Origin of the sequence: Streptomyces sp. WMMB 322, from assembly GCF_900090145.1 — a bacterium.
Taxonomy (GTDB): Bacteria; Actinomycetota; Actinomycetes; order Streptomycetales; family Streptomycetaceae; genus Streptomyces.
Genome location: NZ_FMHI01000005.1, coordinates 130520 through 156432, shown reverse-complemented (window position 1 = coordinate 156432; position 25913 = coordinate 130520). Strand labels below are relative to the sequence as shown.

The 25913-nt window shown below is 71.2% G+C and carries 25 protein-coding genes; 9 read left to right on the top strand and 16 right to left on the bottom strand.

Annotated elements, in window-relative coordinates:
- Positions 1-389: 389 nt before the first annotated feature.
- Positions 390-1826: a rifampin monooxygenase gene (rox, locus tag H180DRAFT_RS10595; protein ID WP_055485773.1), complete on the top strand. Its 1437-nt coding sequence runs from the start codon at positions 390-392 to the stop codon at positions 1824-1826.
- 32 nt (positions 1827-1858) lie between these two features.
- Here rox and H180DRAFT_RS10590 read toward each other — a convergent pair whose 3' ends face one another.
- Positions 1859-2641, bottom strand: coding sequence for an alpha/beta hydrolase (locus H180DRAFT_RS10590; RefSeq protein ID WP_055485963.1), 783 nt, complete (start codon positions 2639-2641; stop codon positions 1859-1861).
- A gap of 150 nt (positions 2642-2791) precedes the next feature.
- Here H180DRAFT_RS10590 and H180DRAFT_RS10585 point away from each other — a divergent pair, with 150 nt between their 5' ends.
- Entirely contained in the window at positions 2792-3913 is a 1122-nt protein-coding gene (locus H180DRAFT_RS10585; RefSeq protein ID WP_055485772.1) for an adenosine deaminase, read from the top strand.
- 179 nt (positions 3914-4092) lie between these two features.
- Entirely contained in the window at positions 4093-4359 is a 267-nt protein-coding gene (locus H180DRAFT_RS10580; protein ID WP_055485771.1) for a hypothetical protein, read from the top strand.
- A 90-nt stretch (positions 4360-4449) separates the two neighbouring features.
- Here the strand turns inward: H180DRAFT_RS10580 and H180DRAFT_RS10575 are convergent, their stop codons facing one another.
- The 5 genes from H180DRAFT_RS10575 to afsQ1 all read right to left on the bottom strand — a co-directional run bounded on the left by H180DRAFT_RS10575 (position 4450) and on the right by afsQ1 (position 8447).
- Positions 4450-4647, bottom strand: coding sequence for a PspC domain-containing protein (locus H180DRAFT_RS10575; protein ID WP_055485770.1), 198 nt, complete (start codon positions 4645-4647; stop codon positions 4450-4452).
- An 80-nt stretch (positions 4648-4727) separates the two neighbouring features.
- A complete protein-coding gene (locus H180DRAFT_RS10570) occupies positions 4728-5363 on the bottom strand; it encodes a VanZ family protein (protein ID WP_254665961.1) in 636 nt (211 codons plus the stop codon).
- Positions 5364-5365: 2 nt separating this feature from the next.
- Complete coding sequence (locus H180DRAFT_RS10565) at positions 5366-6013, bottom strand: hypothetical protein (RefSeq protein WP_254665960.1); 648 nt, start codon at positions 6011-6013, stop codon at positions 5366-5368.
- Positions 6010-7689 carry a sensor histidine kinase gene (locus tag H180DRAFT_RS10560; RefSeq protein ID WP_055485960.1) on the bottom strand — a complete coding sequence of 560 codons (1680 nt, stop codon included), beginning with the start codon at positions 7687-7689 and terminating at the stop codon, positions 6010-6012. Before H180DRAFT_RS10560 ends, H180DRAFT_RS10565 begins: the two co-directional genes overlap by 4 nt.
- Before the next feature lie 80 nt (positions 7690-7769).
- Entirely contained in the window at positions 7770-8447 is a 678-nt protein-coding gene (afsQ1, locus tag H180DRAFT_RS10555) for a two-component system response regulator AfsQ1 (RefSeq protein WP_074466747.1), read from the bottom strand.
- Positions 8448-8684: 237 nt separating this feature from the next.
- Here afsQ1 and H180DRAFT_RS10550 point away from each other — a divergent pair, with 237 nt between their 5' ends.
- Positions 8685-9452 (top strand): SigE family RNA polymerase sigma factor, encoded by a 768-nt coding sequence (locus tag H180DRAFT_RS10550; RefSeq protein WP_055485768.1) that lies wholly within the window; start codon positions 8685-8687, stop codon positions 9450-9452.
- A 342-nt stretch (positions 9453-9794) separates the two neighbouring features.
- On the opposite strand, the gene H180DRAFT_RS10545 is transcribed toward H180DRAFT_RS10550, so the two are convergent.
- The 6 genes from H180DRAFT_RS10545 to deoC form a co-directional block, all read right to left on the bottom strand.
- Entirely contained in the window at positions 9795-10430 is a 636-nt protein-coding gene (locus H180DRAFT_RS10545) for a hypothetical protein (protein ID WP_055485767.1), read from the bottom strand.
- Positions 10431-10493: 63 nt separating this feature from the next.
- A complete protein-coding gene (locus tag H180DRAFT_RS10540; protein ID WP_055485766.1) occupies positions 10494-10745 on the bottom strand; it encodes a type II toxin-antitoxin system RelE family toxin in 252 nt (83 codons plus the stop codon).
- Complete coding sequence (locus H180DRAFT_RS10535; RefSeq protein ID WP_254665959.1) at positions 10742-10999, bottom strand: type II toxin-antitoxin system Phd/YefM family antitoxin; 258 nt, start codon at positions 10997-10999, stop codon at positions 10742-10744. Before H180DRAFT_RS10535 ends, H180DRAFT_RS10540 begins: the two co-directional genes overlap by 4 nt.
- A 114-nt stretch (positions 11000-11113) precedes the next feature.
- Positions 11114-11965 carry an aldehyde dehydrogenase family protein gene (locus H180DRAFT_RS10530; protein WP_055485959.1) on the bottom strand — a complete coding sequence of 284 codons (852 nt, stop codon included), beginning with the start codon at positions 11963-11965 and terminating at the stop codon, positions 11114-11116.
- 187 nt (positions 11966-12152) lie between these two features.
- Positions 12153-13619 (bottom strand): aldehyde dehydrogenase family protein, encoded by a 1467-nt coding sequence (locus H180DRAFT_RS10525; protein ID WP_055485764.1) that lies wholly within the window; start codon positions 13617-13619, stop codon positions 12153-12155.
- Between the two features lie 7 nt (positions 13620-13626).
- Positions 13627-14634 carry a deoxyribose-phosphate aldolase gene (deoC, locus tag H180DRAFT_RS10520; RefSeq protein WP_055485763.1) on the bottom strand — a complete coding sequence of 336 codons (1008 nt, stop codon included), beginning with the start codon at positions 14632-14634 and terminating at the stop codon, positions 13627-13629.
- Between the two features lie 125 nt (positions 14635-14759).
- On the opposite strand from deoC, the gene H180DRAFT_RS10515 reads away from it, so the two are divergent.
- The 3 genes from H180DRAFT_RS10515 to H180DRAFT_RS10505 all read left to right on the top strand — a co-directional run bounded on the left by H180DRAFT_RS10515 (position 14760) and on the right by H180DRAFT_RS10505 (position 17257).
- Entirely contained in the window at positions 14760-15614 is an 855-nt protein-coding gene (locus tag H180DRAFT_RS10515) for a PH domain-containing protein (RefSeq protein WP_079100002.1), read from the top strand.
- 512 nt (positions 15615-16126) lie between these two features.
- Positions 16127-16543: a hypothetical protein gene (locus H180DRAFT_RS10510; protein ID WP_074466729.1), complete on the top strand. Its 417-nt coding sequence runs from the start codon at positions 16127-16129 to the stop codon at positions 16541-16543.
- A 219-nt stretch (positions 16544-16762) separates the two neighbouring features.
- Positions 16763-17257 (top strand): hypothetical protein, encoded by a 495-nt coding sequence (locus H180DRAFT_RS10505; RefSeq protein ID WP_055485761.1) that lies wholly within the window; start codon positions 16763-16765, stop codon positions 17255-17257.
- 36 nt (positions 17258-17293) lie between these two features.
- On the opposite strand, the gene H180DRAFT_RS10500 is transcribed toward H180DRAFT_RS10505, so the two are convergent.
- The 3 genes from H180DRAFT_RS10500 to H180DRAFT_RS10490 form a co-directional block, all read right to left on the bottom strand.
- Positions 17294-19042: a phospho-sugar mutase gene (locus tag H180DRAFT_RS10500; protein WP_055485760.1), complete on the bottom strand. Its 1749-nt coding sequence runs from the start codon at positions 19040-19042 to the stop codon at positions 17294-17296.
- Positions 19043-19122: 80 nt separating this feature from the next.
- Positions 19123-19941, bottom strand: coding sequence for a purine-nucleoside phosphorylase (locus tag H180DRAFT_RS10495; RefSeq protein ID WP_055485759.1), 819 nt, complete (start codon positions 19939-19941; stop codon positions 19123-19125).
- 841 nt (positions 19942-20782) lie between these two features.
- Positions 20783-21220: a gamma-glutamylcyclotransferase family protein gene (locus H180DRAFT_RS10490; protein ID WP_055485957.1), complete on the bottom strand. Its 438-nt coding sequence runs from the start codon at positions 21218-21220 to the stop codon at positions 20783-20785.
- 110 nt (positions 21221-21330) lie between these two features.
- Between H180DRAFT_RS10490 and H180DRAFT_RS10485 the strand changes: the two genes are divergently transcribed.
- Entirely contained in the window at positions 21331-22791 is a 1461-nt protein-coding gene (locus H180DRAFT_RS10485; protein WP_055485758.1) for an NAD(P)H-quinone dehydrogenase, read from the top strand.
- A 120-nt stretch (positions 22792-22911) separates the two neighbouring features.
- Positions 22912-23922, top strand: coding sequence for a DeoR/GlpR family DNA-binding transcription regulator (locus tag H180DRAFT_RS10480; protein ID WP_074466728.1), 1011 nt, complete (start codon positions 22912-22914; stop codon positions 23920-23922).
- Between the two features lie 89 nt (positions 23923-24011).
- On the opposite strand, the gene H180DRAFT_RS10475 is transcribed toward H180DRAFT_RS10480, so the two are convergent.
- Complete coding sequence (locus tag H180DRAFT_RS10475) at positions 24012-25784, bottom strand: acetyl/propionyl/methylcrotonyl-CoA carboxylase subunit alpha (RefSeq protein ID WP_055485756.1); 1773 nt, start codon at positions 25782-25784, stop codon at positions 24012-24014.
- Positions 25785-25913: the final 129 nt, after the last annotated feature.

The window sequence follows — 25913 nt, the reverse complement described above, 5'->3', positions numbered from 1 at the left end:
CCTTCGTGCTGCCTCACGTATACCGGTCCGCAAATCATGTTCAAGCCCCGGAACCTCCCCCTCCACGTCCCGCCCCTCCGCGCCGTCGGCGACCTCAAGTCACCGTCGTCACAAGCCAGTTCGGCCTGCGGACCGAAGGGCCAGGGGTGCATGCGGGCCGCGCGTTCGCGAAAAGCGACGCGGCTCTCGCTGCGGACGGCGCCGCGCGCGTCCGCCGGGCACGACAAAGGCAAGGAGCGTCGTCCTCTCCCTGCCTCTCTCAACGTATAGCGCGTGGGGGGCCTTGCGGCAAGGCCCCCGTCGTGCCGCACACTGTGGCGGCCCCGGGTGGAACATGCGGGGTTGAGAGATACGCGCAGTAAGTGCGCTTTACGTTCAATGAGGGGTTCATGATCGACGTGATCGTGGTCGGCGGGGGGCCGACCGGCATGATGCTGGCCGGCGAGTTGCGGCTGCACGGCGTTGACGTGCTGGTGCTGGAGAAGGACGCGGAGCCGGCCGGGTACGTCCGCTCGCTCGGCCTGCACGTACGCAGCATCGAGGTGATGGACCAGCGCGGTCTGCTGGAGCGGTTCCTTTCGCACGGCAAGAAGTACCCGGTGGGCGGCTTTTTCGCCGCCATCACGACGCCGCCTCCGGAGCGGCTGGACACCGCCCACGGATACGTCCTCGGCATCCCGCAGCCCGTCACCGACCGCCTGCTCGCCGAGCGTGCGGCCGAACTCGGGGCGGAGATCCGGCGCGGCTGCGAGGTGACCGGGCTGAGCCAGGACGAGGACGGAGTGACCGTCGAGCCGGCCGCCGGGGCGGGGACGCGTCTGCGTTCGCGGTACGTCGTCGGCTGTGACGGGGGCCGCAGTACGGTGCGCAGGCTGCTCGGCGTCGGCTTCCCCGGTGAGCCCAGCAGGGTCGAGACGCTGCTGGGCGAGATGGAGGTGACCGAGGCGCCGGAGAAGGTGGCCGCCGTGGTCGCGGAGGTCCGCAAGACCCAACTGCGCTTCGGGGTGGGGCCTTTCGGCGACGACGGGGTGCACCGGGTCGTGGTGCCCGCCGAGGGGGTCGCCGAGGACCGCACGGTGCCGCCGACGCTGGAGGAGTTCAAACGGCGGCTGCGGGCAGTCGCCGGAACCGACTTCGGCGTGCACTCACCGCGCTGGCTGTCCCGCTTCGGCGACGCCACCCGGCTCGCCGAGCGCTACCGGTCCGGCCGGGTGCTGCTGGCCGGTGACGCCGCGCACGTCCACCCGCCGACCGGCGGGCAGGGCCTGAACCTCGGCATCCAGGACGCGTTCAACCTCGGCTGGAAGCTGGCCGCCGAGGTCGGCGGCTGGGCGCCCGAGGGGCTGCTGGACAGCTACCACTGCGAACGGCATCCGGTGGCCGCCGACGTGCTGGACAACACCCGTGCGCAGATGGAGTTGATGTCCACCGAGCCGGGCGCCCGCGCAGTGCGCAGGCTCGTCTCGCAGCTCGCGGGCTTCGACGAGGTGAACCGGTACCTGATCGAGAAGGTCACCGCGCTCGGAGTCCGCTACGACTTCGGCGAGGGCCACGAACTGCTCGGCAGACGGATGCGCGACATCGGTCTGAAGCGGGGCCGCCTCTACGAGTTGCTGCACGGCGGCCGCGGGCTGCTCCTCGACGGGACGGGCCGGCTCTCCGCCGCGGGGTGGGAGGACCGGGTCGACCACGTCGTCGACGGCAGCGAAGAACTGGACGTGCCCGCCGTGCTGTTGCGCCCGGACGGTCACGTGGTCTGGGCCGGGGAGGACCAGAGGGAACTGCCCGGTCCACTGCGCAGATGGTTCGGCGCACCCGCCGGGTGAGGCGCGCGGCATGCGCAGCCGTCAGCGAGGCCCTATTGGCGCAGGCTCTGCCCGAACCCCGTCGCCAGCGGCATTCGCAGGCCCAGCGGAGGCGGAGCCGCCATCGCGTCGACGATGGGGCGCGCGAAGTCCCGGCCGCACACCGTGCCGAGCACGAAGTTCTCCGCGAGCGCGAAGACTTCCGCGTTGTGCTGGTGGAGCCGGTGCCCGTCGGTGTGCACCTCGAACCGGCACACCTCGGCGTTCGCCTTCTTGGCGCGCTCCGCCAGCCGGTACGAGAGCTCCGGGTCGGTGTGCTCGTCGTCGGTGCCGTGCACGAAGAGCACATGGCGTCCGATGAGTTGCCTCACCGGCTCCTCGGGGCCGCCGCCGGACGCGGGGCCCGGGAGCCACATCGACAGCGCCAGCACCGAGGTGACCATGGGATGCCCCGCCGCGCGCAGTGCCGCGCGTGCGCCGACATCGATGCCTACCAGGCACACAGGCACGTCGCCGTACCGTCGCACCACTTCTCCCACGGCCCACTCCGCGTCGCTCGCGGGGTGGGCCGCGTCCCCGTTCCAGCCCCGGTACCGGTAGTGGACGACGTGAGCCACCAGCGACGTCTCGGGCTCGCCGTGCTGCGCCCCGCGCACCAGGCGCCGCGCCAGCGGCCGCACCGCTGCCGCCGCGACGGCCGAGCGCCGTCGGACGCTGTGTTCCATGCCGCCGCCCGGCAGCAGCAGGACCACCGCATGCGGCGCCGCTCCGGAGGCGTCCGCGCCCATCGCCCGCCCCAGTCGGGCCTCCCGCTCGGGCAAAGCTTGCTGAGCCATAGGGAAGACGATGGCAGAAGCGGGGGTGCACGAACGGTGCCGCGGGATCACCATTGCGTATCGAAGCAAGCGGCGTCCTCCAACTGGTCCCGGTCAAAAGGAAGTTAGGGTGCAGATGCCATCTACGCGCGTAGGAGCTAGAGTACGTGGATGACGAGCCAGACCCTCAACACCATTCCCAACCCCCAGCAGATCCGCCGCGCTCCGAAGGCCCTGCTGCACGACCACCTCGACGGTGGCCTGCGGCCCGCGACCATTGTCGAGCTGGCCGCCGAGGCGGGGTACGACGCACTCCCCGAGACCGATGCCGGCCGGCTGGAGAGCTGGTTCCGCGAGTCCGCCGACTCCGGTTCCCTGGAGCGTTATCTGGAGACCTTCTCCCACACCGTGGGCGTCATGCAGACCCGGGAGGCGCTGACCCGGGTGGCCGCCGAGTGTGCCGAGGACCTCGCGGCCGACGGAGTGGTCTACGCGGAGATCCGCTTCGCACCGGAGCAGCACCTGGAGAAGGGCCTCACGCTCGAAGAGGTCGTGGAGGCCGTCAACGAGGGCTTCCGCGAGGGCGAGCAGCGGGCGCGGGCCCAGGGCAACCGCATCCGGGTCGGTGCGCTGCTCACCGCGATGCGGCACGCGGCGCGTGCCCTGGAGATCGCCGAACTCGCCAACCGCTACCGCGAGTTGGGCGTCGTCGGCTTCGACATCGCCGGCGCCGAGGCGGGCCACCCGCCCACGCGCCACCTGGATGCCTTCGAGTACCTCAAGCGCGAGAACAACCACTTCACGATCCACGCCGGCGAGGCGTTCGGGCTGCCCTCCATCTGGCAGGCGCTCCAGTGGTGCGGAGCCGACCGGCTCGGCCACGGTGTGCGCATCATCGACGACATCCAGGAGGACAGCGGCGGCTCGGTGAAGCTGGGCCGTCTCGCCTCGTACGTACGGGACAAGCGCATCCCGCTCGAGCTCTGCCCCACCTCCAACCTCCAGACGGGGGCGGCCCCTTCGTACGAGGAACACCCCATCGGGCTGCTGCGGCGGCTGCACTTCCGCGCCACGGTGAACACGGACAACCGGCTCATGAGCGGTACGAGCATGAGCAAGGAGTTCGAGCACCTGGTGAGGACGTTCCACTACACGCTCGACGACATGCAGTGGTTCACGGTCAATGCGATGAAGTCGTCGTTCATTCCTTTCGATGAACGTCTGGCGATGATCAATGAGGTGATCAAGCCCGGTTACGCCGAGCTCAAGTCGGAGTGGCTCTTCCGCGACTGATCCGTGCCAGGCCTGTGACCTGCACTCGTCTCGCCGTGGCAGCGGCAGACCCGCGGTGCGGACGGGGAGGTCACGGTGCCGGCGGGGGCATTTACGGGCGTTCCGGCATGTTTGCCGCGCCGGTGTCCGCGTCGCTACGTTTCGCCGGACTGCTCCACACACGACAGGACGTAGCCACGATGCAGCAGGTAACCAGGAAGATCCTCGGAGTCGCCGTGCTCGGCGCAGCTCTCGCCTCGGCCGGGACGGGGGTCGCCTCCGCCGACACTCCTCTCCGTTCCGTGACGAACAACCCCGCCAAGGCGGTTCATGAAGGGGATCACGCCGCGGGGAACGTCACCGGCGCCGTGAGGCATGCGAAGAAGAACGCCATGAAGAAGCACGCCAAGCCGGTCACCCTCGACGGTCCGGTCAGCCGGACGCTGGACGGGCCCAAAAGGATCTGAGGTTCTCGCGCCGCAGCGCACGCGGCGGGCCGCGCATCGCGTCCGATGCGCGGCCCGCCGTCGTATCAGGCCCTGGTGGAGCCGCCGGCGTCACCAGGCCGTGCGCTCCTCCTCGTTCGGCAGCAGGATCCACAGCGCCAGGTAGATCAGGAACTGCGGTCCCGGCAGAATGCAGGAGACCACGAATATCAGGCGCATGGTGTTGGGCTTCATGCCGAAGCGCTGGGCCAGCCCGGCACAGACACCGCCGATCATCCGGCCTTCGCGCGGTCGGGCAAGTGCTGGCATGACGCGACTCCTTAACTCCGTGTGGTTTCTCGGTCTCCGCGTATCCACGATATGGAGTGCCCACACCCGTTGGCGTCGGTCTACGGAGCGATCCCGACCCTGGCTGTTCTCGGGGGTGCACCCCCGCCGGCCTCGTCCCGCAGAGGGAGCGCATCCGGCACGGCCGCCCCGGGGACCGACCCCGTCCACGGGGGCACGCCGGTGGATCTGCGCCGCAGCCACGCCCGTACGAGCGGGAAGACCAGCAGGCAGGACAGAGCCACGCCCGCGGTGTTCAGCAGCACGGAGTCGACGTTGACGGAGTGCCCCGGGACGCCCGACTGCAACAGCAGCATCGCGGACGAGACGAGGGCCCCCACGCAGACGGTACGGGCGCAGACGACCGCCAGCGGACGCTCGGCGCGCCCCGACGCCAGCGGCAGGAGCACACCCAGCGGAGCCAGCAGCGCAACGTCACGCGCGAGGCCGCGCAGCGCGTCCAGCGAGCCCTCTGCGAGGTCCGAGCGGATCGTGGCGAAGGGCTGGAGGTTCGGGGGCGCGACCCACGGCACCGGAAGCGGGCGCAGCGCCAGCCATCCGGCGACGGTCAGGTACGCGATCAGCAGGACGAGTCCTGCGACGCGGGTTCGGGAAGCGGAAGCGGCGGTGTCTCCGCCACGGCCATGACGCTGCACACCACCAATGACGCCGCGGTCCTGCCCGCGGTTCCGGTACACGGTCACAGGGGTGTACCGGCCGTCGCGGCGGCTTCCGGGTGTGTGCGCAGGGCCGTGTCGCACGCGAAGCTGCGCACCGGCTCCTCGCCCCCGCCGTCCCCGCTGAGTCCGCCGAGAACCACGGAACGGTCCGTGCCGGCGGCCGCTGTGTCCGCGTATGTGCAGACGATCTGCGCGAGCGCGAACGACGGCAGGTCCTTCAGGGGCCTGTTCAGCCGCAGGGCCGCTGCCGGATCGCCTTCGCGCGGTCCTGAGACCTTCAGGTCGCGTGGCACGGCCGTCCTGAACCCGGCGGCCTCCTCCTCGGAGTCCGGCTGCGCTTGCAGGGCGTCCAGCAGCCCGCGGGCCACGGGCAGACGCTCCGAGTCGTCGCCGTCCGGCAGGGTCACGCGCCGCTCCACCGGGGAGACCCGGGAGCCGCAGGCGAGGTACACGCGCACCGGCAGGTTCCCGCCGCCGCTCTCGCCGGCCGTCTCCCGCGATTTGGGCAGCACACAGCCGACGCGTGAGGGTGCCGCACCCGCGTCGACGGGCACCGACGTGGAGCGGATGCCGCAGCCCGAGGCGAGCGCGCCGAGCAGCGCCACCACCGTGAACGCGACCCGCAGCCGGCCCCGGGCCGTGCCGGGGCGATGTGCCGTGCTCCTCAACGGTCTCCCCCCTTCCCGCTGTCGCTTCCGCCGCCGTTCCCGTCACCGTTCCCGTCACCGTCTTCGCCGTCGGAGCCCTCGCGGCCGGAGCGCCATCGTCCGCCGCCGTCCGGGCCGGGCCCGCGGTCCGCGTCGTCGTCCTGCCCGGCTTCGCCCTCGTGCGACTCGCGGGGCAGGCGGAGGGTGAAGACGGCGCCCCCTCCGTGCTCGGTGTCGTTGCGCACCGAGATGGAGCCGCCGTGGATGTGCGCGTTCTCCTGGGCGATCGACAGCCCGAGGCCGCTTCCCTCGGAGCGCGGCCGGGACGCGCTGGCCTTGAAGAAGCGGTCGAAGACGTGCGGCAGCATCTCCTCCGGGATGCCGGGCCCGCGGTCCGCCACCTCGATCAGCAGCTCACCGGTGCCTCCCGCGGCCGACTCCTCCGTGCGCACCGAGACGCGTACGGGGGAGCCGCCGTGCTTGAGGGCGTTGCCGATCAGGTTCGCCAGGATGACGTCGAGCCGGCGCGGGTCCAGCCGTGCCATCACACCACGGTCGGCGTCGAGTTCGACGGCGTCCAGCCACGCACGGGCGTCGATGCAGGCGGTGACCTGGTCGGCCACGTCCACGTCGTCGAGGACCAGCTTCGCCGTGCCGGCGTCGAAGCGGGTGACCTCCATCAGGTTCTCCACCAGGTCGTTCAGGCGGCGGGTCTCGCTGACGACGAGCTGCACCGCGGGCGCGATCATCGGGTCGAGGTTGTCCTGCTCCTCCTCCAGCACCTCGGTGACCGCCGAGATCGCCGTCATGGGCGTGCGCAGCTCGTGCGACATGTCGGCGACGAAGCGCCGCGAGGACTCCTCACGCGCGCTCAGGTCGGCGACCCGGTGCTCCAAGGACTCCGCGGTCTGGTTGAACGTCCGTGAGAGTTCGGCGAGTTCGTCCGTGCCGGAGACCTTCAGCCGGGTGTCCAGCTTCCCCTCGCCCAGCCGCCGCGCCGCGTCGCCGAGCCGCCGCACGGGACGCAGCACGGTGCTCGCCGCGGCCTGCGCGAGCAGCATCGCACCGACGAGTGCCAGACCGGTCGCGATGCCCAACGACCAGGCCAGCGAGTTGAGATCGTCCCGCTCCGGCGCCAGCGACTTGCGCATGTAGCCCGACGGCGTGGGCCCCTCGCCGATCATCTTCGCGCCGCCGACGAGGAAGGGCTCGTTGCCGCCTTCCTCGGAGGTCCGCTGCCAGTACAGGTGGTACGGATAGGAGTTGCCGCTGTCGACGGGACGGCGCTTCGCGACGGCCGTGCGCAGCGGGGGCGGTACGTCCGCCATCGTGAAGGCACCCGGGTCGGAGGCGACGGCGCACCGGGAGCCGTCGGCGTCCTCACCGGTGAGCAGCACCTCGTAGTTCTGCGTCGTACCGCTCATCTTCTCGGCGGCGTCGCGCAGTTGGCGGCAGTCGTACCGGCGCGGCAGGCTTCCCGCGTTGTCCTCCATGGACTTGCGGAAGTCGTTGAGCGCGGCGTTCTGGGCGCGGGTGAGGACGGCGTCCCTGTTGAGCCAGTACGCGATCCCCGACGCGGAGACCGCGGCGGTCAGCGCCACCAGCGCGAAGACGACGACGAGCCTGAGCCGGAGGGTCGGCAGCACTCCCGCGAGCCAGCCGCGCACCCGGTCCTCACGCCGCGGGTTCGCCCGTATCCGGTCCTGCTGTGCCGGCTCGTCCCGCCCCCGCCGGCCGGGGCCCTCTCCCCGCTCCGGCGTCGGCTGCGCCGGGGTGGTCACTGCGGCGCGTCCAGCCTGTATCCGACGCCGCGGACGGTGCGGATCAGCTTCGGCGACGACGGCACGTCCTCGACCTTGGCGCGCAGCCGCTGCACGCACGCGTCGACGAGGCGCGAGTCGCCGAGGTAGTCGTGTTCCCACACCAGCCGCAGCAACTGCTGCCGGGACAGCGCCTGCCCGGGCCTTCTGCTCAGCTCCAGCAGCAACCGCAGTTCGGTGGGCGTCAGTTGGAGGTCCTCGCCGTTCTTCGTCACGGTCATCGCGGAGCGGTCGATGACCAGACTGCCGAACGTCGCCGCGTCGTTGGACTCGCGTTCACCGCGCCGCATCACGGCGCGGATGCGCGCGTCCAGCACCCTGCCCTGCACCGGTTTGACGACGTAGTCGTCCGCGCCCGACTCCAGGCCCACGACGACGTCGATGTCGTCGCTCCTCGCCGTCAGCAGGATGATGGGCAACTGGTCGGTGCGGCGGATGCGCCGGCACACCTCGAAACCGTCGATGCCCGGCAGCATGACGTCCAGCACGATCAGGTCCGGCCGCTGCTCGCGCAGCAGTTTGAGGCCGTCCTCGCCGGACGCGGCGGTCACGACTCGGTGACCCTGCCGGGTCAGGCCCATCTCAAGGGCCGTACGGACAGCGTCGTCGTCCTCGATCAGCAACAGGAAAGGCACGCCGGCCATTCTGTCCCATGCCCCCCGTTCACTTCGACAGCACGGCTTCGGCCCCTGCCCGGAACGGCACCCCGGCGGTGCTCCGGACGCGGCGGGAGACCGCAGCTCAGGCGGCAGGACACGGCCGCCCATGTCCTTGTGACACCGCTGTGACAGACGGGGGACCTGGCGATGAAATCAGCCGTGCAGTGTGTACGTCATCAGCGAGCGGCCAGGTTTGCCCGAGGGGGGCGCAAGATGAACACACTGCACAAGGACAACGTCAGCGCAGTCATTCACACGCGCCTGCACACCACTTCGGTTCCGGGAAACCCGACGAACAAGGCCGCCGAGAAGTCCGCGACGATCGGGCGTGGGTGCGCCCGTCCGTCCGGGCGTGCGCGGCCGCCGCACATCACGGCGGTTGAGGGCCTTCGAGGGGAGGCCCGCAGCACGGGGGACGGTGAGTACAGGGAGGAGCCGGGAGCACGGCAACAGGCCGCGTCGGAGGCGGAGTTCACCGCCTACGTGCGCGAGCGCCGCGCCTCCCTGTACGCCACCGCCTACCACCTCACGGGCGACCGCTTCGAGGCGGAGGACCTGCTGCAGAGCGCGCTGTTCTCCACGTACCGCGCGTGGGACCGCATCAGCGACAAGGCGGCACTCGGCGGCTACCTGCGCCGCACGATGACGAACCTGCACATCAGCGCGTGGCGCCGCCGCAAGCTGAACGAGTACCCGACGGAGGAACTGCCGGAGACCGCCGGCGACCAGGACGCGATGCGCGGAACCGAACTGCGTACCGTGCTCTGGCAGGCGCTCGCCCGGCTCCCCGAACTCCAGCGCACCATGCTGGTGTTGCGCTACTACGAGGGACGCACGGACCCGGAGATCGCAGACATACTGGACATCAGCGTCGGCACGGTGAAGAGCAGCATCTGGCGGTCGCTGCGCCGCCTGCGCGACGACGAAGTTCTCAGCTTCGGCAGGGACCAGGAGGAGTCGTTCGGCGAGCTGGTCGCCTGACCGCAAGGACCCGGGGCGGGTGAGGGCCGGGGGATGGGCCCCCACCGCAGCCTCGGAGGAGGGGCTGGGGAGCCCCGAGGGGGGTGCACCGGGGGAACAGAGGGGAAGACGGGGACCCGTCCGGGGGGACGGGACGAGAGAGCGGGTACGGGCAACCGGGGGGTCTGCCCGAACCCGCTCTCTCCCTTTTCCCCTTTTCGGCCTCCATGTGCCTTGCTGTACTGCCTTGTTGGGCTGTACTGCCGTGTTGTGCCCTGCTCCGGCCAACGGCGTCGCGTGAGCGGTGCCTTGGCCAGGCCCCCTCGGTGCACCGTCCGGCCGGCCGCACGTGCGGCAGGTGCCTCACGTCCGGCTGCGGGCCGGGCCCGCCTCCCGGAGTCTGCCGATCCGCTCGGCGGCCTCGTCCCGCGCGCACGGATACGCGCCCAGCTCACGGTGGCGCGCCACGATCGCCCCCTCGGCGCGCAGCAGCCGCCAGCCGCGGCGCAGCAGGAACGACGCCGACTTGCGGCCCTCGCGCAGGTCCCGGAGCAGCCGCCGCCGGAACGTCGTCGACGGGCGTCCGCGCAGACAGATCGCGTCGGCGAGGAGGCCCAGTTCGCGGCAGCGGGCCACGATGTCGGCGGCGAAGATCCCCTCGGCGATGAAGAGCCGGGCACCGTCGAGCGAGAGCGTCTCCTTGCCGACGCGGGCGCTCAGTGCGATGTCGTACAGCGGCACGGTGGTGCGTCCCGTCGCGCACAGGTCGCACACGGCGGCGACGGCGGCGTCGGCGTCCCAGGAGGCGGGCGAGTCCCAGTCCACGCCCATGCCGTGCGGGAGTTGAGGCAGCGTGGGGTCGCCGGCCTCCTTGTAGAAGTCGTCGAGACGCATGACGGGCAGCCCGCTGCGCGCGGAGAGCCGGGACTTCCCGGAGCCGGAGGGCCCGGTGAGCAGAATGACGCGGGGGGAGCGCGATATGTCACGGGGGTCGGTCACGAGAGACCATTGTCGGGCATCCGTACGGCCGGAAGACAGGGGCGGTCGGAAGCCGTCCCGGTCTCAGCCGACGCGCGCCAGGTGCATGACCACGACGGTGATTGTCGACTCGGAGATCTCGTACACGACGCGATACCTGCCGATGTGGATGCGGCGCAGGTACTGGGATCCCAGCTCGGCGCTGCCGGGTGGGCGGGGCTCGTGGGCGAGGAGGTCGACTGCCTCATAGACCTGGCGCAGGCCGTCGGGGTCGTCCTTGAGGAAGCGAGTCGCGGCGCTGGTGGCTTCGGTCTCCCAAATGACGTTCAGCTTCACTCGTCGACCAGGCCGAGGCGTCGGCCGAGCTCCTCATGTGAGACGTACTCATCAGTGCCTTCAGCGACCTTGGCCCGGTATCGCGCGATTGCCGCCGCATCCTCAAGGTCCATCAGGTCCTGGGGGTTGATCAGTATGGCCGCCGTGTGTCCGTGATCGGTGATCGCGATGCGGTCGTGGGAGTGGGCTGCTCGCCGGACCAGGGTGCCGAACTGGGCGCGGGCTTCGGTCATGGGGTAGGAGGCGTCACTCATGTTGAGAAGTGTACACTTCTCAACATGAGTGACGCCTCCTGTGCCGGCTTTCCGGCCGGCACAGGAGAACCACGGCAGATGCCCCTCACTCACTCGCGCGCCGCGAAGGCGTCGTCACACCCCGATCGGGTGCCAGACCGTCTTCGTCTCCAGGAAGGCGAGCAGCCGGGAGATGCCGGGGTCGGCGGACCAGTCCGCGTCGCCCTCCTCCGGGCGCAGCACCCGCTTCAGGTTCTCCGCGGCCGCCGTCTCCAGCTCCTCGGCCAGTTCCGCGTCTCCGGCGGCGCCCGCCAGGTCCAGCGCGTTGACGTCCTGGTGAGCCGCCAGGGTCGCCGCGACCTCGCGCGTGCGTCCTGAGAGGACGTTGACCACGCCGCCCGGTACGTCGGAGGTGGCCAGCACCTCCGACAGTGACAGCGCCGGCAGCGGCGACTTCTCCGACGGGACCACGACCGCCGTGTTGCCGGTGACGATGACGGGCGCGAGCACCGAGGCCAGGCCGAGGAAGGAGGACTCCTGCGGGGCCAGCACGGCGACGACACCGGTCGGTTCGGGCGTGGAGAGGTTGAAGAAGGGGCCTGCGACGGGGTTTGCGCCGCCGGCGACCTGGGCGATCTTGTCGGACCAGCCCGCGTACCAGACCCATCGGTCGACGGCCGCGTCGACCTGGGCGGCGGCGTCCGCGACCGGCAGCCCTTCGGCCGCGGCGACTTCGGCCGCGAACTGCTCGCGCCGTCCCTCCAGCATCTCGGCGACGCGGTAGAGGATCTGGCCGCGGTTGTAGGCCGTCGCCCCCGACCAGCCGCCGAAGGCCTTCCGCGCGGCCGTGACCGCGTCGCGCGCGTCCTTGCGGGACGACTGCGGTGCGTTGGCCAGCCAGTTGCCCTCGGAGTCGGTCACCTCGTACACCCGTCCGCTCTCGCTGCGCGGGAACTTGCCGCCGACGAAGAGCTTGTAGGTCTTCATCACGTCGATCCGTGCCGGCGTGCGCACAGAAGTACGCGCCGCCGCGGGGGACTTGGCCGTTCCGGCCGCCTTGCCCGACTTGGCCGCCCCGCCTGCCGCAGCTGTCTTTGCCGGCTTGGCGGCCTTGCCCGCGCCCGCCGCCCCGGCCTTCCTGGAGCGTCCGGCCTGCCCGGCCCGCTTCGAGTTGTCAGACATCGAGGTAAGCCTCCAGACCGTGACGCCCGCCTTCGCGGCCGAATCCCGACTCCTTGTAGCCGCCGAAGGGCGAGGTCGGGTCGAACTTGTTGAACGTGTTGGCCCAGACGACGCCCGCCCGGAGCCTGTTCGCCATGGACAGGATGCGTGAGCCCTTCTCCGTCCAGATGCCCGCGGAGAGCCCGTACGGAGTGTTGTTGGCCTTCGCCACCGCCTCGTCGGGGGTGCGGAAAGTCAGTACCGACAGCACCGGCCCGAAGATCTCCTCGCGGGCGATCCGGTGCGCCTGGCTCACGCCGGTGAAGAGCGTCGGAGCGAACCAGTAGCCGTTGCCGGGCAACTCGCAGGGCGCGGACCAGCGTTCGGCGCCCTCGGCCTCCCCCGAGTCGGCCAGCTCCTGGATCCGGGCGAGCTGCTCGGCGGAGTTGATGGCTCCCACATCCGTGTTCTTGTCCATCGGATCGCCGACGCGGAGTGTCCGCAGCCGCCGCTTCAGCGCCTCCAGCAGTTCGTCCTGGACGGACTCCTGGACCAGCAGCCGCGATCCCGCGCAGCAGACCTGGCCCTGGTTGAAGTAGATGCCGTTGACGATGCCCTCGACGGCCTGGTCGATCGGGGCGTCGTCGAAGACGATGTTGGCGCCCTTGCCGCCCAGTTCGAGCGTGAGCTTCTTGCGCGTACCGGCGACGGTACGGGCGATCTGCTTGCCCACCGCGGTCGAACCGGTGAAGGCGACCTTGTCGATGCCGGGATGCGCGACCAGCTCGGCGCCCGTCGAGCCGTCGCCCGTGACGATGTTGACGACGCCCTTGGGTAGGCCCGCCTGGCGGCACACGTCCGCGAAGAACAGCGCCGAGAGCGGCGTGGTCTCGGCGGGCTTGAGCACCACGGTGTTCCCCGTGGCGAGGGCGGGGGCGATCTTCCAGGCCAGCATCAGCAGCGGGAAGTTCCACGGGATGACCTGCCCGGCGACCCCGAGCGGCCGGGGGTCGGGGCCGCTCGTGCCTTTCGCCGGGCTCCGCCCCAGGCCGGCGTGCGCGAGCTTGTCGGCCCATCCCGCGTAGTAGAAGAAGTGCGCCGCGACCAGCGGCAGATCGGCGTCGCGCGTCTCGCGGATCGGCTTGCCGTTGTCCAGGGTCTCCAGGACGGCCAGTTCACGGGAGCGTTCCTGGAGGATGCGGGCGATGCGGAAGATGTACTTCGAGCGTTCGGCGCCCGGAAGCGACGACCAGCCGGGGAAGGCGGCACGCGCGGCGCGCACCGCGGCGTCGACGTCGTCCGCGTCCGCCTGCGCGACCTCGGAGAGGACCTCCTCGGTGGCGGGGGAGACCGTCTTGAAGACCTTGCCGGCTGCCGCCTCGCGGAACTCGCCGTCGATGAACAGCCCGTAGGACGGTGCGATGTCGACGATCGCGCGGGACTCGGGCGCGGGTGCGTACTGGAAGATCTGCTCAGTCATCTCTGCCTCAGTCCACCGTCACGTAGTCGGGACCGGAGTAGCGGCCGGTGCTCAGCTTCTGCCGCTGCATCAGCAGGTCGTTCAGCAGGCTGGAAGCGCCGAAACGGAACCAGTCGGGGTGCAGCCAGTCCGGCCCGGCGGTCTCGTTGACGACGACCAGGTACCGGATGGCGTCCTTGGCGGTGCGGATGCCGCCGGCCGGCTTCACGCCGATCTGGGTGCCGGTGGCCGCGCGGAAGTCCCGTACGGCCTCCAGCATCAGCAGCGTGTTCGGGAGTGTGGCGTTCACGGCGACCTTGCCGGTCGAGGTCTTGATGAAGTCCGCGCCCGCGAGCATCGCCAGCCACGAGGCGCGGCGGATGTTGTCGTACGTCGACAGCTCACCGTTCTCGAAGATCACCTTGAGGTGTGCGGGTTCTCCTCCGCCGGGCCGCGCGCAGGCGTCCTTCACGGCCTGGATCTCCTCGAAGACCTTGCCGTAGGCGCCGGCCAGGAAGGCGCCCCGGTCGATCACCATGTCGATCTCGTCCGCGCCGGCGGCGACCGCCTCACGGGTGTCGGCGAGCTTCACGGACAGGGCCGCGCGCCCGGAGGGGAAGGCCGTCGCGACCGAGGCGACCTTGATCCCGGCTCCGCCGCCCGCGGCCAGGGCCTGCTTCGCGGTGGCGACCATGTCGGAGTAGACGCAGATCGCCGCGACCGGGGGCGTGGTGCGGTCGCCCGGGTCGGGGTTGGCGCCCTTGGCGCACAGGGACCGCACCTTGCCGGCGGTGTCGGCCCCTTCCAGGGTCGTCAGGTCGATCATCGAGATCGCGAGGTCGAGGGCGTACGCCTTGGCGGTCGTCTTGATCGAACGTGTGCCGAGGGCCGCGGCGCGGGCTTCGAGCCCCACCGCGTCGACGCCGGGCAGGCCGTGCAGATAGCGGCGCAACGAGGCGTCGGAGGCGGTCACGTCCGCGAGCGCGGACGCCGGTGGGGTGGCGGTGGACGCTGTGGCTGTGGACGCTGAAGACATGGTCACCAGGGCAGCATATCTACACGCGTAGCTCGCCGGGTAGGGGGCGGTCTCCTGCGGGACGGGACGGATCGATGCCGAGCCGCAACGTCCCCCGTACGGGGGGTCCGGCAGAATCGTGCGTCATGAGTAGCGAGTCCCGACCCGAGGGTGAAGCCGGATCCGGCAACGGGCAGGAGGAGAAGGCCCCGCGCGAGACCGGTGACGGCGACCGGGCCGACGCGCCCGAAGAGGCGTCCCACGCGTCCGCCGCGCCCGCCGCGTCCGAAGACGCGTCCGCACCGGAGTCCGGTACGGAGCGCGCCGCCGGGCCCGCGGCACAGCCGGCGCCGCAGCAGGCCTACGCCGACCGCTGCTACCGCTCGCCGGGAGCCCTGGCGGGCGGCGTCCTGCTGCTCCTCCTCGCCGTCTGGCTCGGTACGGACGCCCTCGTCAACGGGGACGCCCGCACCCGCCTGTCCGCTGGTTCCGGGCTCCTCTTCGCCGTCCCGCTCGTCGTCGCGTTCACGCTGCGCCCCGCCGTGTACGCGGGGCAGCAGCGGATGCGTGTGCGGAACCCCTTCCGCACCATCACGGTCCCGTGGGGCACGGTCGAGGCCCTGCGCGCGGGCTACTCCAGCGAGGTCGTGGCGGACGGCGCCAAGTACCAGCTCTGGTCGATCCCGGTCTCGCTCCGCGCACGCAAACGCGCCGCCCGCCAGACCGAACGCGCAGAGCGCGCAGCCGCCGACGGGCACACCGCCGGCGCCCTGGCACGGCCCACCGGCCTGTTCGGGCTGGGGGGTGTGCCCGGCGCCGACGGCGGCGGGGAGAAGCGCGCCGCGTCGGACCAGGCGATCGACGAGCTGCGCACCCTCGCCGCCGACCACGGCGAAAGCCCCGAAGCGCAGGGCGAGGTGACCGTCCGCTGGGCCTACGAGATCGCGGCCCCCGCGCTCGCGGGTGCCGTCGCTCTCGCTGTCCTCTACGCGACGAGTTGAGACGGGTTCAGCGGCTGGGCCGTTCCGGGGGAATTCGCCGGAACGGGTGACGGCGCGCAGCAGTGCGCGGGTCCGCGAAATGTACGCTTTCTGTTGCGAAGAGAAACCGGCCGCGGTGTCTGACGGTGGCCTCCTCATTCTTGTGCTACGGGGCGGGGCGATTTCGCGTCCCGGTCCGTGCGGGGTGACGGTGCTCGGTGAGCTGCCGTGAATTCGTCCACCACATCGGTGAGTCGGTGCACGGGGGCAGTCGTTGCCACCTGGGGCGTCATGGGTTCGCGAGCCTGTCTCACGGCTCGCTCGTGCGGGTGAAATCCCGGTGGCGGCCGTGAATCCGGCGAATCGATTCTCTGAATGTCCGAACGGCAAAACGGCCGACTCGGAAGGCAAATGCATATCGTCAGCAGAATCGAGTTCTCTTGTTTCGTTGCCATTCGGTGGGGAATCTGGGCGCAGCCCTCCACCGGGCATTCGGCCAAGCCGGCCGAGCAACGAGAAAGCGAGAGACAGAAGTGAAGATCAGAAAATCTCTGGCAGTGCTGGGGGCGAGCGCCGCGCTGGCGCTCGGGTTCGGCGGAGTGATGGCGCCTTCTGCCCAAGCCCACACCCCGTCCCCGGTCTGGGACCGCGCCACATACACACAGGCCGACCCGCACACCGGCGTCATGCGCGCCGGGAGCGCCGTGTCGATGCCGGGTGGCGCCTCCGCCGTGGAGCCGAATTCGGCCGCCTCCCTGCACTGCTGGAACACCTACGTCTCGGGCCGGGCCTCCGTGGTCTCGTGCTCGGGCCTGCGCTGGCGCGCCTACGTCGACTGCACCGACGGCCGGCGCTACGTCACACCGTCGGCGATGTCCGACGCCAGGCGGGTGGTCGTCTACTGCCCGCGCGGCACACGCGCCCTGAGCGGCGGTGCGTACGGCCGCTGACCCCCGCGGCCAGCCTGGTCCCCGGCCCGCCGGGGGCTTCTTCGGAAGCCCCCGGCGGGCCTTCTGTCTCGACGGCACGAGGACGGTTGCCGCGCCGGTGAGCGGGGAGAAGTCGCGCGGGGCCGTGCGCGCGCGGCACCACGGTGCCGCGCGGCCGTCCGGAACCCGGCAATGCCGCCTCGGCGGAACACCGGACAACGGCGATCGGAGGAGAGAGACATGAGCGGGAGCCCGCAGCGCAGGAACCGCAGGCCCGCCGAGTGGAAGAGCCGGGTCGCCGCCCCGTGGATGCTCATCGGCGGCGGCCTGCTCGCCATCGCCTTCCTCGTCCTGGCCTCCCTCTTCATCGACCGGGCGTACGTGTTCCTCGGGCTGCTCGCCGCCGCCGTCGCGCTCCTCGCCGTGGGGTGGCTGGAGGTCTCGGTCACCGGACGTGAGGTCGCCGTCCGGTCGGTCCTCGCTCCGCCGCTGCGCCGCCGCGTTCCGCTCACCAAGGTCACCGAAGCGTCCGCGAAGCACGCACGTCCCATGGAACTCGGAGGCTGGGGTTTCCGCCGGCTGCCGAAGCGCAGCGCCGTCTCCCTCCGGGCTGGGGATGCGCTGTGGCTGCGGCTCGAAAGCGGACGGGACTTCGTCATCACCGTCGACGACGCGGCCCGCGCGGCCCGAGTCGTCAACGGCAACCTCACGGCGGCGCGGCAGGGGAGCCGCTGACCCCGTGCCGAGGACTGCGGCCGGGGAACCGGGCCGTCAGACGCCCGTCGCGGCTGCCATATCGGCCTTCAGCCCGGCCAGCACCGACCGGGCCGACGCACGAGCCGCCGCCAGTGCCGCCTGGTCGCGGACCGCGACGACGACCTCCAGGTAGCACTTGAGCTTCGGCTCCGTACCGCTGGGGCGCACCACCACACGGGCCTTCTCCACACCCGCACCCGGGTCTCCCGCGAGGTGGTACCGCAGCCCGTCCGTGGGCGGCAGCAGGTCGGAGCCCTCGCTCAGGTCCTCCGAGGAGACGACGGCCAGGCCCGCGAGCGAGGCCGGCGGGGACGTCCGCAGACGCTCCATCGCCGAGGCGATGAGCGAGAGGTCCTCGACGCGGACCGAGAGCTGACCGGTCGCATGCAGGCCGTGCTCGACGGCCAGATCGTCCAGCAGGTCCGTCAACGAGCGGTCGGCCTGCTTGAGTTCGGCTGCCAGCTCGGCGACGAGCAGCGCCGCCGTGATGCCGTCCTTGTCGCGAACGCCCTCGGGGTCGACGCAGTAGCCCAGCGCCTCCTCGAAGGCGTAACGCAGTCCGTCGACCCGTGCGAGCCACTTGAAGCCGGTCAGGGTCTCCTCGTACGGCAGGTCCGCGGCGCGGGCGATCCGCGAGACCAGGGAGGAGGAGACGATCGACGTGGCGAACGTACCCCGCGCCCGCTTGTGGACGAGGTGCGTGGCGAGCAGCGCGCCGACGTCGTCGCCGCTGAGCATGCGCCAGCCGCCCTCGGCGGCGCGGTCCGGGACGGCGACGGCACAGCGGTCGGCGTCCGGGTCGTTGGCGATGACGAGGTCGACCGGACCGGACTCGGCGGCGGTGGCGCGCGCCGTCGCGAACGCGAGATCCATGGCCCCCGGCTCCTCCGGGTTGGGAAAGGAGACCGTGGGGAAGTCCGGGTCGGGCGTGGCCTGTTCGGGCACCGGAAGCGGCTCGGGGAAGCCCGCCCGGCGGAAGGCCTCGAGCAGTGTGCCCGAGCCGACGCCGTGCAGCGCGGTGTGCACGGTCCGCACGTCCCGCGGCATGCCCTCCGTCAGCACCGCTCCCGTACGGGCCAGATAACTCTCGACGACGTCCTCGCCGAGCACCTCCCAGCCCGACTCCGGGCGTGGCACGCCGGCGAGCGGTCCGACCGCGTCGATACGTGCGGCGATCGCGGCGTCATCGGGCGGGACGATCTGCGAACCCCCACCCAGGTAGACCTTGTAGCCGTTGTCGCGCGGCGGGTTGTGGCTGGCGGTGACCATCACGCCCGCCACGGCTCCCAGCCGGCGGACGGCGAACGCGAGCACGGGAGTCGGCAGCGGCCGCGGCAGCAGGGCGGCGCGCAGACCCGCGCCGGTCATGACGGACGCGGTGTCGCGGGCGAATTCGTGACTCTTGTGACGGGCGTCGTAGCCGATGACGACGAGGCCGGGGCCCTCCTGGCCGCCCGGCTCCGGCAGTTGCCCCCGCAGATACGCGGCAAGCCCGGCGGCGGCACGGATCACGACGGAACGGTTCATCCGCATGGGTCCCGCGCCCAGTTCGCCGCGGAGGCCCGCCGTACCGAACTGGAGGGTGCCGGCGAAGCGGGCCGCCAGCTCCGTCCCTGTTCCGGCGGACGCCACAGCAGGCCCGTCAGCCGGGGAGCCCCCGTCCGCCTCGATGAGCTTCGCCAGTTCCTCGCGGGTCTCCGGGTCGGGATCCTCGGCCTGCCAGGCCCGGGCGCGGGCGACCAGCTCCGTCACATCGTGCTGCACAGCTCTGCCTCTCTCCTCTGCGTCCCGGGCACGGGCCCGCGGCGGAAGCTCCGGGGCCGCCCTGCCGGCGCCCCGGCCGCTCAGATCCGGCCCAGCACCTGCGCCAGCAGCGAACCCATGCGGGCGGCCGATTCGCGGCCCGCCTGAAGCACTTCCTCGTGGTTGAGGGGTTCACCCGTCATGCCCGCCGCGAGGTTGGTGACGAGCGAGATGCCGAGCACCTCCGCGCCCGCCTCACGGGCGGCGATCGCCTCCAGCACGGTGGACATGCCGACCAGGTCCCCGCCGATCGCGCGCACCATGCCGATCTCGGCGGGCGTCTCGTAGTGAGGGCCGGGGAACTGGACGTAGACGCCCTCCGTCAGCGACGGATCGACTTCCTGGCACAGGGTGCGCAGGCGGGGCGAGTACAGGTCGGTGAGGTCGACGAAGTTGGCGCCGACGATGGGGGAGGCGGCTGTGAGGTTGATGTGGTCCTTGATGAGTACGGGCTGGCCCGGGACCATGTCGCCGCGCAGGCCGCCGCAGCCGTTCGTCAGCACGACGGTCTTGCACCCCGCCGCGACCGCCGTACGCACGCCGTGGGTGACGGCGGCGACACCGCGCCCCTCATAGAAGTGGGTACGGCCGAGGAAGACCAGCACCCGCTTGTCGCCCAATTCGTGGGAGCGCACGGTGCCCGCATGGCCCTCGACGGCCGGCGCGGGAAAACCGGGCAGCTCCGTCACCGGGAACTCGGAATCGGGAACCCCGAGCGCGTCCGCGGCGGGCACCCATCCGGAGCCCATCACGAGAACGACGTCGTGGCTGTCCGTACCCGTCAACTCCCGCAGCCGCACGGCGGCGGAATCGGCGGAGCGGTACGGATCATCGGCGGTGTTCGAGGCTGATTCGTTCACGCGATGAGCGTAGCGGTTTCGAGCCTACGCGCGTAGAGGGGGCGGGTGCTTGGGTGGGTCCGCCTTGGGTGGGTTCGGGGTGCGCATGGGGTTCGTGGTGGGTGCGGGGGCGTGCCGTTCCGGCGGGTGTCCCGGGGCGGCATGATTTCCCTCCCTGGACCGGTTCGGGCCTTCGTGCTGGCCTTCATATGCCGGTCCGCAAATCACTTCCCCACGCTTCGCTGGGGAGACCCCAATGGCCCCGTGCCCCCCGCCTGCACGTCCCGCCCCCTCCCGCCCGTCTGGCGTCTGCCGCTCTCGTTCCCCTTCTCCCCTTCGGGAGTCCGGCTGGCTCGCGGCTGCTGCGCCGGTGGCCCTTCGGGTCACTCGCGCAGGCTCGTCCGATGGCTCAACTGCCCTGCCGGGTGGAGGGGTTCACCGACGCGCGGGGCGGTGTTGGGCGGGCTCAGGGTGCGCCCAACGTGCGGCGCGATCTGTCGGCGGTCCTCGACGAGGACGACGGGCCACGAACCCACTGCCCGGTGTGGAAGAGGGGGTTATGGCGACCCCCGGGGGAGAGCCGCGGACGGACGGGAGGGGGCGGGACGCGCAGGGGGGCATGGACGGGCCCTTGGGGTCTCCCCAGCGAAGCGTGGGGAAGTGATTTGCGGACCGGCATATGAAGGCCAGCACGAAGGCCCTTGACGGTTCAGGGAGGGAAATCATGCCGCCCGGACTTGCCCCCCGGAGCGGCACGCCCCCGGCACCCAGCACCCACCCCAGGCGCACCCCGCACCCCCGCACGCGAACAACAGCCACCCCCGGCGACAGCCGAACCCGCCGGACCCCGCAGGCGGCGCCCCTAACAGGGCCGCTTGCGGATTTCCATCACGTAGTCGTGCGGTGCCCCCGCCGATTCCGCCGCGTCGGCGATGTCGCCGAGGTAGCGGGCGGAGGGCAGCCCGCCCTCGTAGCCGTTGAGGACGTAGCACCAGGCCGTCGTCTCACCGTCCAGCGTGTGGACGCGGACCTTCGTGCGCCGGTAGATGCCCATGCCGACGCCTTCCCAGCGGTCCAGGGACTCCTCGTCCATGGGCGCGATGTCGTACAGCGCCACGAAGACCTGTGCCACCGGGGCCTCGACGACCGTCGCCAGCGCGCCCTCCCAGCCCATCTGCTCGCCGCCGAAGGTCAGGCGCCAGTCATTGACCCATCCGGTGCCGCGCAGCGGGGAGTGCGGGGCTCGGCGCGACATCAGCCGCGCGTCGAGGTTCGCGGCGTAAGCGGCGTAGAGGGACATGACGACGAGGGTACGGGAGTCCTTCGTCGCGGCGGCGGTGGCGAGCTGGTGGCGCTGGGGTGCCTGCCCGCGCGGGGGCGCGGCACGCACCCGCAAGCATGTGCGGGACAATGGAGCATGTGACTCGGATCGTGATCATTGGTGGCGGACCCGGCGGCTACGAAGCCGCCCTCGTGGCGGCGCAGCTCGGCGCCGAAGTGACGGTTGTCGACTGCGACGGTCTGGGAGGCGCGTCGGTGCTGACCGACTGCGTGCCCTCCAAGACCCTCATCGCCACGGCCGAGGTGATGACGAACTTCGACTCCTCGTACGAGGAGCTCGGTATCCGCGTGGAGGACAGCACCCACGACCCGGATGATCCCGCCCGCGTCGTCGGCGTCGACCTGGGCAAGGTCAACCGCAGGGTGAAGCGCCTCGCGCTGGCGCAGTCGCACGACATCGTGGCCTCCGTGACGCGTGCGGGCGTACGCGTGATGCGCGGCCGGGGCCGGCTGGAGCCGTCGCAGGCGCCGGACGGTTCGCGCGAGGTGGTCGTCACGCCCGTCGGGGACGTGGCCGGCGGTGGTGAGGAGCGGCTGGCGGCCGACGCCGTGCTGGTCGCCACCGGCGGGCATCCGCGTGAGATCCCGGACGCGCAGCCGGACGGTGAGCGGATTCTCAACTGGAAGCAGGTGTACGACCTGGAGGAGCTGCCCGAGGAGCTGATCGTGGTCGGCTCGGGTGTCACGGGCGCCGAATTCGCGGGTGCCTACCAGGCGTTGGGCTCGCAGGTCACGCTCGTGTCGTCGCGTGACCGGGTGCTTCCCGGTGAGGACCCGGATGCGGCCGCGGTGCTGGAGGACGTCTTCAGGCGCCGGGGCATGAACGTGATGGCGCGTTCCCGTGCCGCTTCCGCGAAGCGCGTCGGCGACAAGGTGGAGGTGGAGCTGCAGGACGGCCGCACGATCACGGGAAGCCACTGCCTGGTCGCGGTCGGGGCGGTGCCCAATACGGCGGACATGGGTCTGGAGGAGGCCGGGGTCCGGCTGAAGGACTCGGGGCACATCTGGACCGACAAGGTCTCCCGTACGTCCGCTCCCGGGGTCTACGCGGCAGGTGACTGCACGGGCGTCTTCGCGCTCGCGTCGGTCGCTGCGATGCAGGGCCGGATCGCGATGTACCACTTCCTCGGGGAGACGGTCACGCCGCTGAACCTGAAGGCGGTCTCGGCGAACGTCTTCACCGATCCGGAGATCGCCACCGTCGGCTACAGCCAGGCCGACGTGGACAGCGGACGGATGGACGCCTGGTCCGTCAAGCTTCCGCTGCTGCGCAATCCGCGGGCGAAGATGCAGGGCATCCGGGACGGGTTCGTGAAGCTGTTCTGCCGGCCAGGTACGGGCATCGTGGTGGGCGGTGTCGTCGTCGCGCCGCGTGCGAGCGAGTTGATCCATCCGTTGTCGGTCGCGGTCGACAACAACCTGACGGCGGGGCAGATCGCGAACACCTTCACGGTGTATCCGTCGCTGACCGGCTCGATCGGCGAGGTAGCGCGGCAACTGCACACGCGGAGGACGGCCGAGGACGGCTGAACCGCCCGGCCGGTTCGTCCGGTTGTGTCTATATCACGCGGCAAATACGCGTATGGACAACTTCCAAAAATCGACGAAAACTGCTGAAAGCAGACGGTCGTTGGGGTTACTGTCAGTTCCGTGTTCGCTGCAGAACGTCGCCAACTGATCCTCGAAATGGTGCGCGCCAACGGGGCCGTGTCGCTCCGTGAGCTCGCCCGCGTCGTCCAGACCTCCGAAGTGACCGTGCGCCGAGACGTGCGCGCCCTGGAGGCAGAAGGACTGCTCGACCGCCGGCACGGCGGCGCCGTCCTGCCCGGTGGTTTCACCCGCGAGACCGGTTTTCCCCAGAAGTCCCATATGGCGACTGCGGAGAAGACCGCCATCGCCGACCTCGCGGCGGGTCTCGTGGAGGAGGGTGAGGCCATCGTCGTCGGCGCCGGGACCACCACGCAGGAGCTGGCCCGAAGACTGGCCCGTGTGCCGGGCCTGACGGTCGTCACCAACTCCCTGCTCGTCGCACAGGCGTTGGCGCACGCCAACCGCGTCGAGGTGGTGATGACGGGAGGCACCCTGCGGGGTTCGAACTACGCGCTGGTCGGCAGCGGCGCCGAACAGTCCCTCCAGGGGCTGCGCGTCTCGCGGGCCTTCCTCTCCGGCAGCGGGCTCACGGCCGAGCGCGGGCTCTCCACGTCCAACATGCTCTCGGCGAGCGTGGACAGGGCGCTGGTGCAGGCCGCGGCGGAGGTCGTCGTCCTCGCCGACCACACGAAGCTCGGCACCGACACGATGTTCCAGACCGTTCCCACGGACGTGATGACGCGCCTGGTGACGGACAAGCCGCCACCCCAGGACGACCGTGCCGGTACGGAGTTGCAGGCGCTGGCCGACCAGGGCGTGCAGATCACCGTGGCCGGAATGACCCCGGCAGGCGCCGCCGAGGCGCCCGGCCCCGTGCAGAGCGCGGGCGCACGTGGCGCCGGGAGCGAGAAGGGGCAGGGGCGCCGGGAGGTGCCGATGCCGGGCCAGCGGCGCAACCTCCCGCCGGGCGGCGGCGGTTCGCAGCCGCCGCAGCTGCGCAGCGCGCCCGCGCTGCCCGAGCAGTCGCCCGTCGCGGGCCGTGTGGCGGATCTGGCTCCCAGGCGCCGCTGATCCTCCCCGCACGCGGCTGCGCCCGCCGTCCCGGTGAGGGGCGGCCGGCGCAGCCGTACGCGCCCGGCCGGGGCGGCCGGGCGCGGTGATCAGTCCTTGATCTCGCAGATGACGGTTCCGGCGGAGAGGGAGCCGCCGATCTCGGCGTGCAGGTCCTTCACGGTGCCGGAGCGGTGGGCGTTGAGGGGCTGTTCCATCTTCATCGCTTCCAGTACGACGACGAGTTCGCCCTCCTCGACCTGCTGGCCCTCCTCCACGGCGACCTTGACGATGGTGCCCTGCATGGGGGAGGCGAGGGCGTCGCCGGAAGCTGCGCCGCCGGCCTTCTTCGAGGCCTTGCGCTTGGGCTTCTTGACGCCGCCGCCCGCCGGTGCTGCCGTGGCGCCCAGCGACGAGGGCAGGGAGACCTCCAGCCGTTTGCCGCCGACCTCGACGACGACGGTCTCGCGGGTGTTCTCGTCCTCGTCCGCGTCCGTTCCGGGCGCGGCGAAGGGCTTGATCTCGTTGACGAACTCCGTCTCGATCCACCGGGTGTGGACGTCGAAGGGTTCTCCTTCGCGGCCGTTGACCTCGGGTGCGAAGGCGGGGTCGCGCACCACGACGCGGTGGAAGGGCAGGGCGGTTGCCATGCCCTCGACGTCGAACTCCTCCAGCGCGCGTGCGGCCCGCTGAAGGGCCTGCTGCCGGGTGGCGCCGGTGACGATGAGCTTTGCGAGCAGCGAGTCCCAGGCCGGGCCGATGACGCTGCCGGACTCCACGCCCGCGTCGAGCCGCACGCCCGGGCCGGTCGGCGGGGCGAAGGTGGTCACGGTGCCGGGCGCCGGGAGGAAGTTGCGGCCCGGGTCCTCGCCGTTGATGCGGAACTCGAAGGAGTGCCCGCGCAGTTGCGGGTCGTCGTAGTCCAGCGTCTCGCCGTCGGCGATGCGGAACATCTCGCGCACCAGGTCGATGCCGGTGACTTCCTCGGTGACGGGGTGTTCCACCTGGAGGCGGGTGTTGACCTCCAGGAAGGAGATCGTGCCGTCCTGGCCGACGAGGAACTCGCAGGTGCCGGCGCCGGAGTAGCCCGCCTCCTTGAGGATGGCCTTCGACGCGCGGTACAGCTCGGCGTTCTGCTCGTCGGTGAGGAAGGGCGCGGGGGCCTCCTCGACGAGTTTCTGGTGGCGGCGCTGCAGCGAGCAGTCACGGGTGGAGACCACCACGACGTTGCCGTGCTTGTCGGCCAGGCACTGCGTCTCCACGTGCCGCGGGCGGTCCAGGTAGCGCTCGACGAAGCACTCGCCGCGCCCGAACGCGGCCACCGCCTCGCGTACTGCGGAGTCGTAGAGTTCCTCGACCTCGTCCAGCGACCGGGCGACCTTCAGGCCGCGTCCGCCGCCTCCGAAGGCCGCCTTGATGGCGATGGGAAGCCCGTTCTCCTCGGCGAAGTTGACGACCTCCGAGGCGCCGGAGACGGGGTCCTTCGTACCGGCCACCAGCGGCGCACCTGCACGTTCGGCGATGTGCCTGGCTGCGACCTTGTCGCCCAGTGAGCGGATCGCGTCCGGCGGCGGGCCGATCCAGGTCAGGTTCGCGTCCAGCACTGCCTGGGCGAAGTCGGCGTTCTCGGAGAGGAATCCGTAGCCGGGGTGCACCGCGTCGGCACCCGAATCGGCCGCGGCTTTCAGCACCTTGTCCATGTCCAGGTAGCTGGCCGCCGGAGTGTCACCGCCCAGTGCGAACGCCTCGTCCGCTACCCGGACGTGCAACGCGTCCCGGTCCGGCTCGGCATAGACGGCGACGCTGGCGATCCCCGCGTCCCGGCAGGCACGGGCGACGCGAACAGCGATTTCGCCGCGGTTGGCGATGAGCACCTTGCGCACGATGACTCCCTACTTGGCGCTGCGCCGCAAGAGGAATTGATGTGGTGAGTGGTGCGAGTTTAGGTACTGACCACACCACTGGCCGAGTCGCCCACAGGCGTGAGCTTTCCCACACGGACTGTGACATGC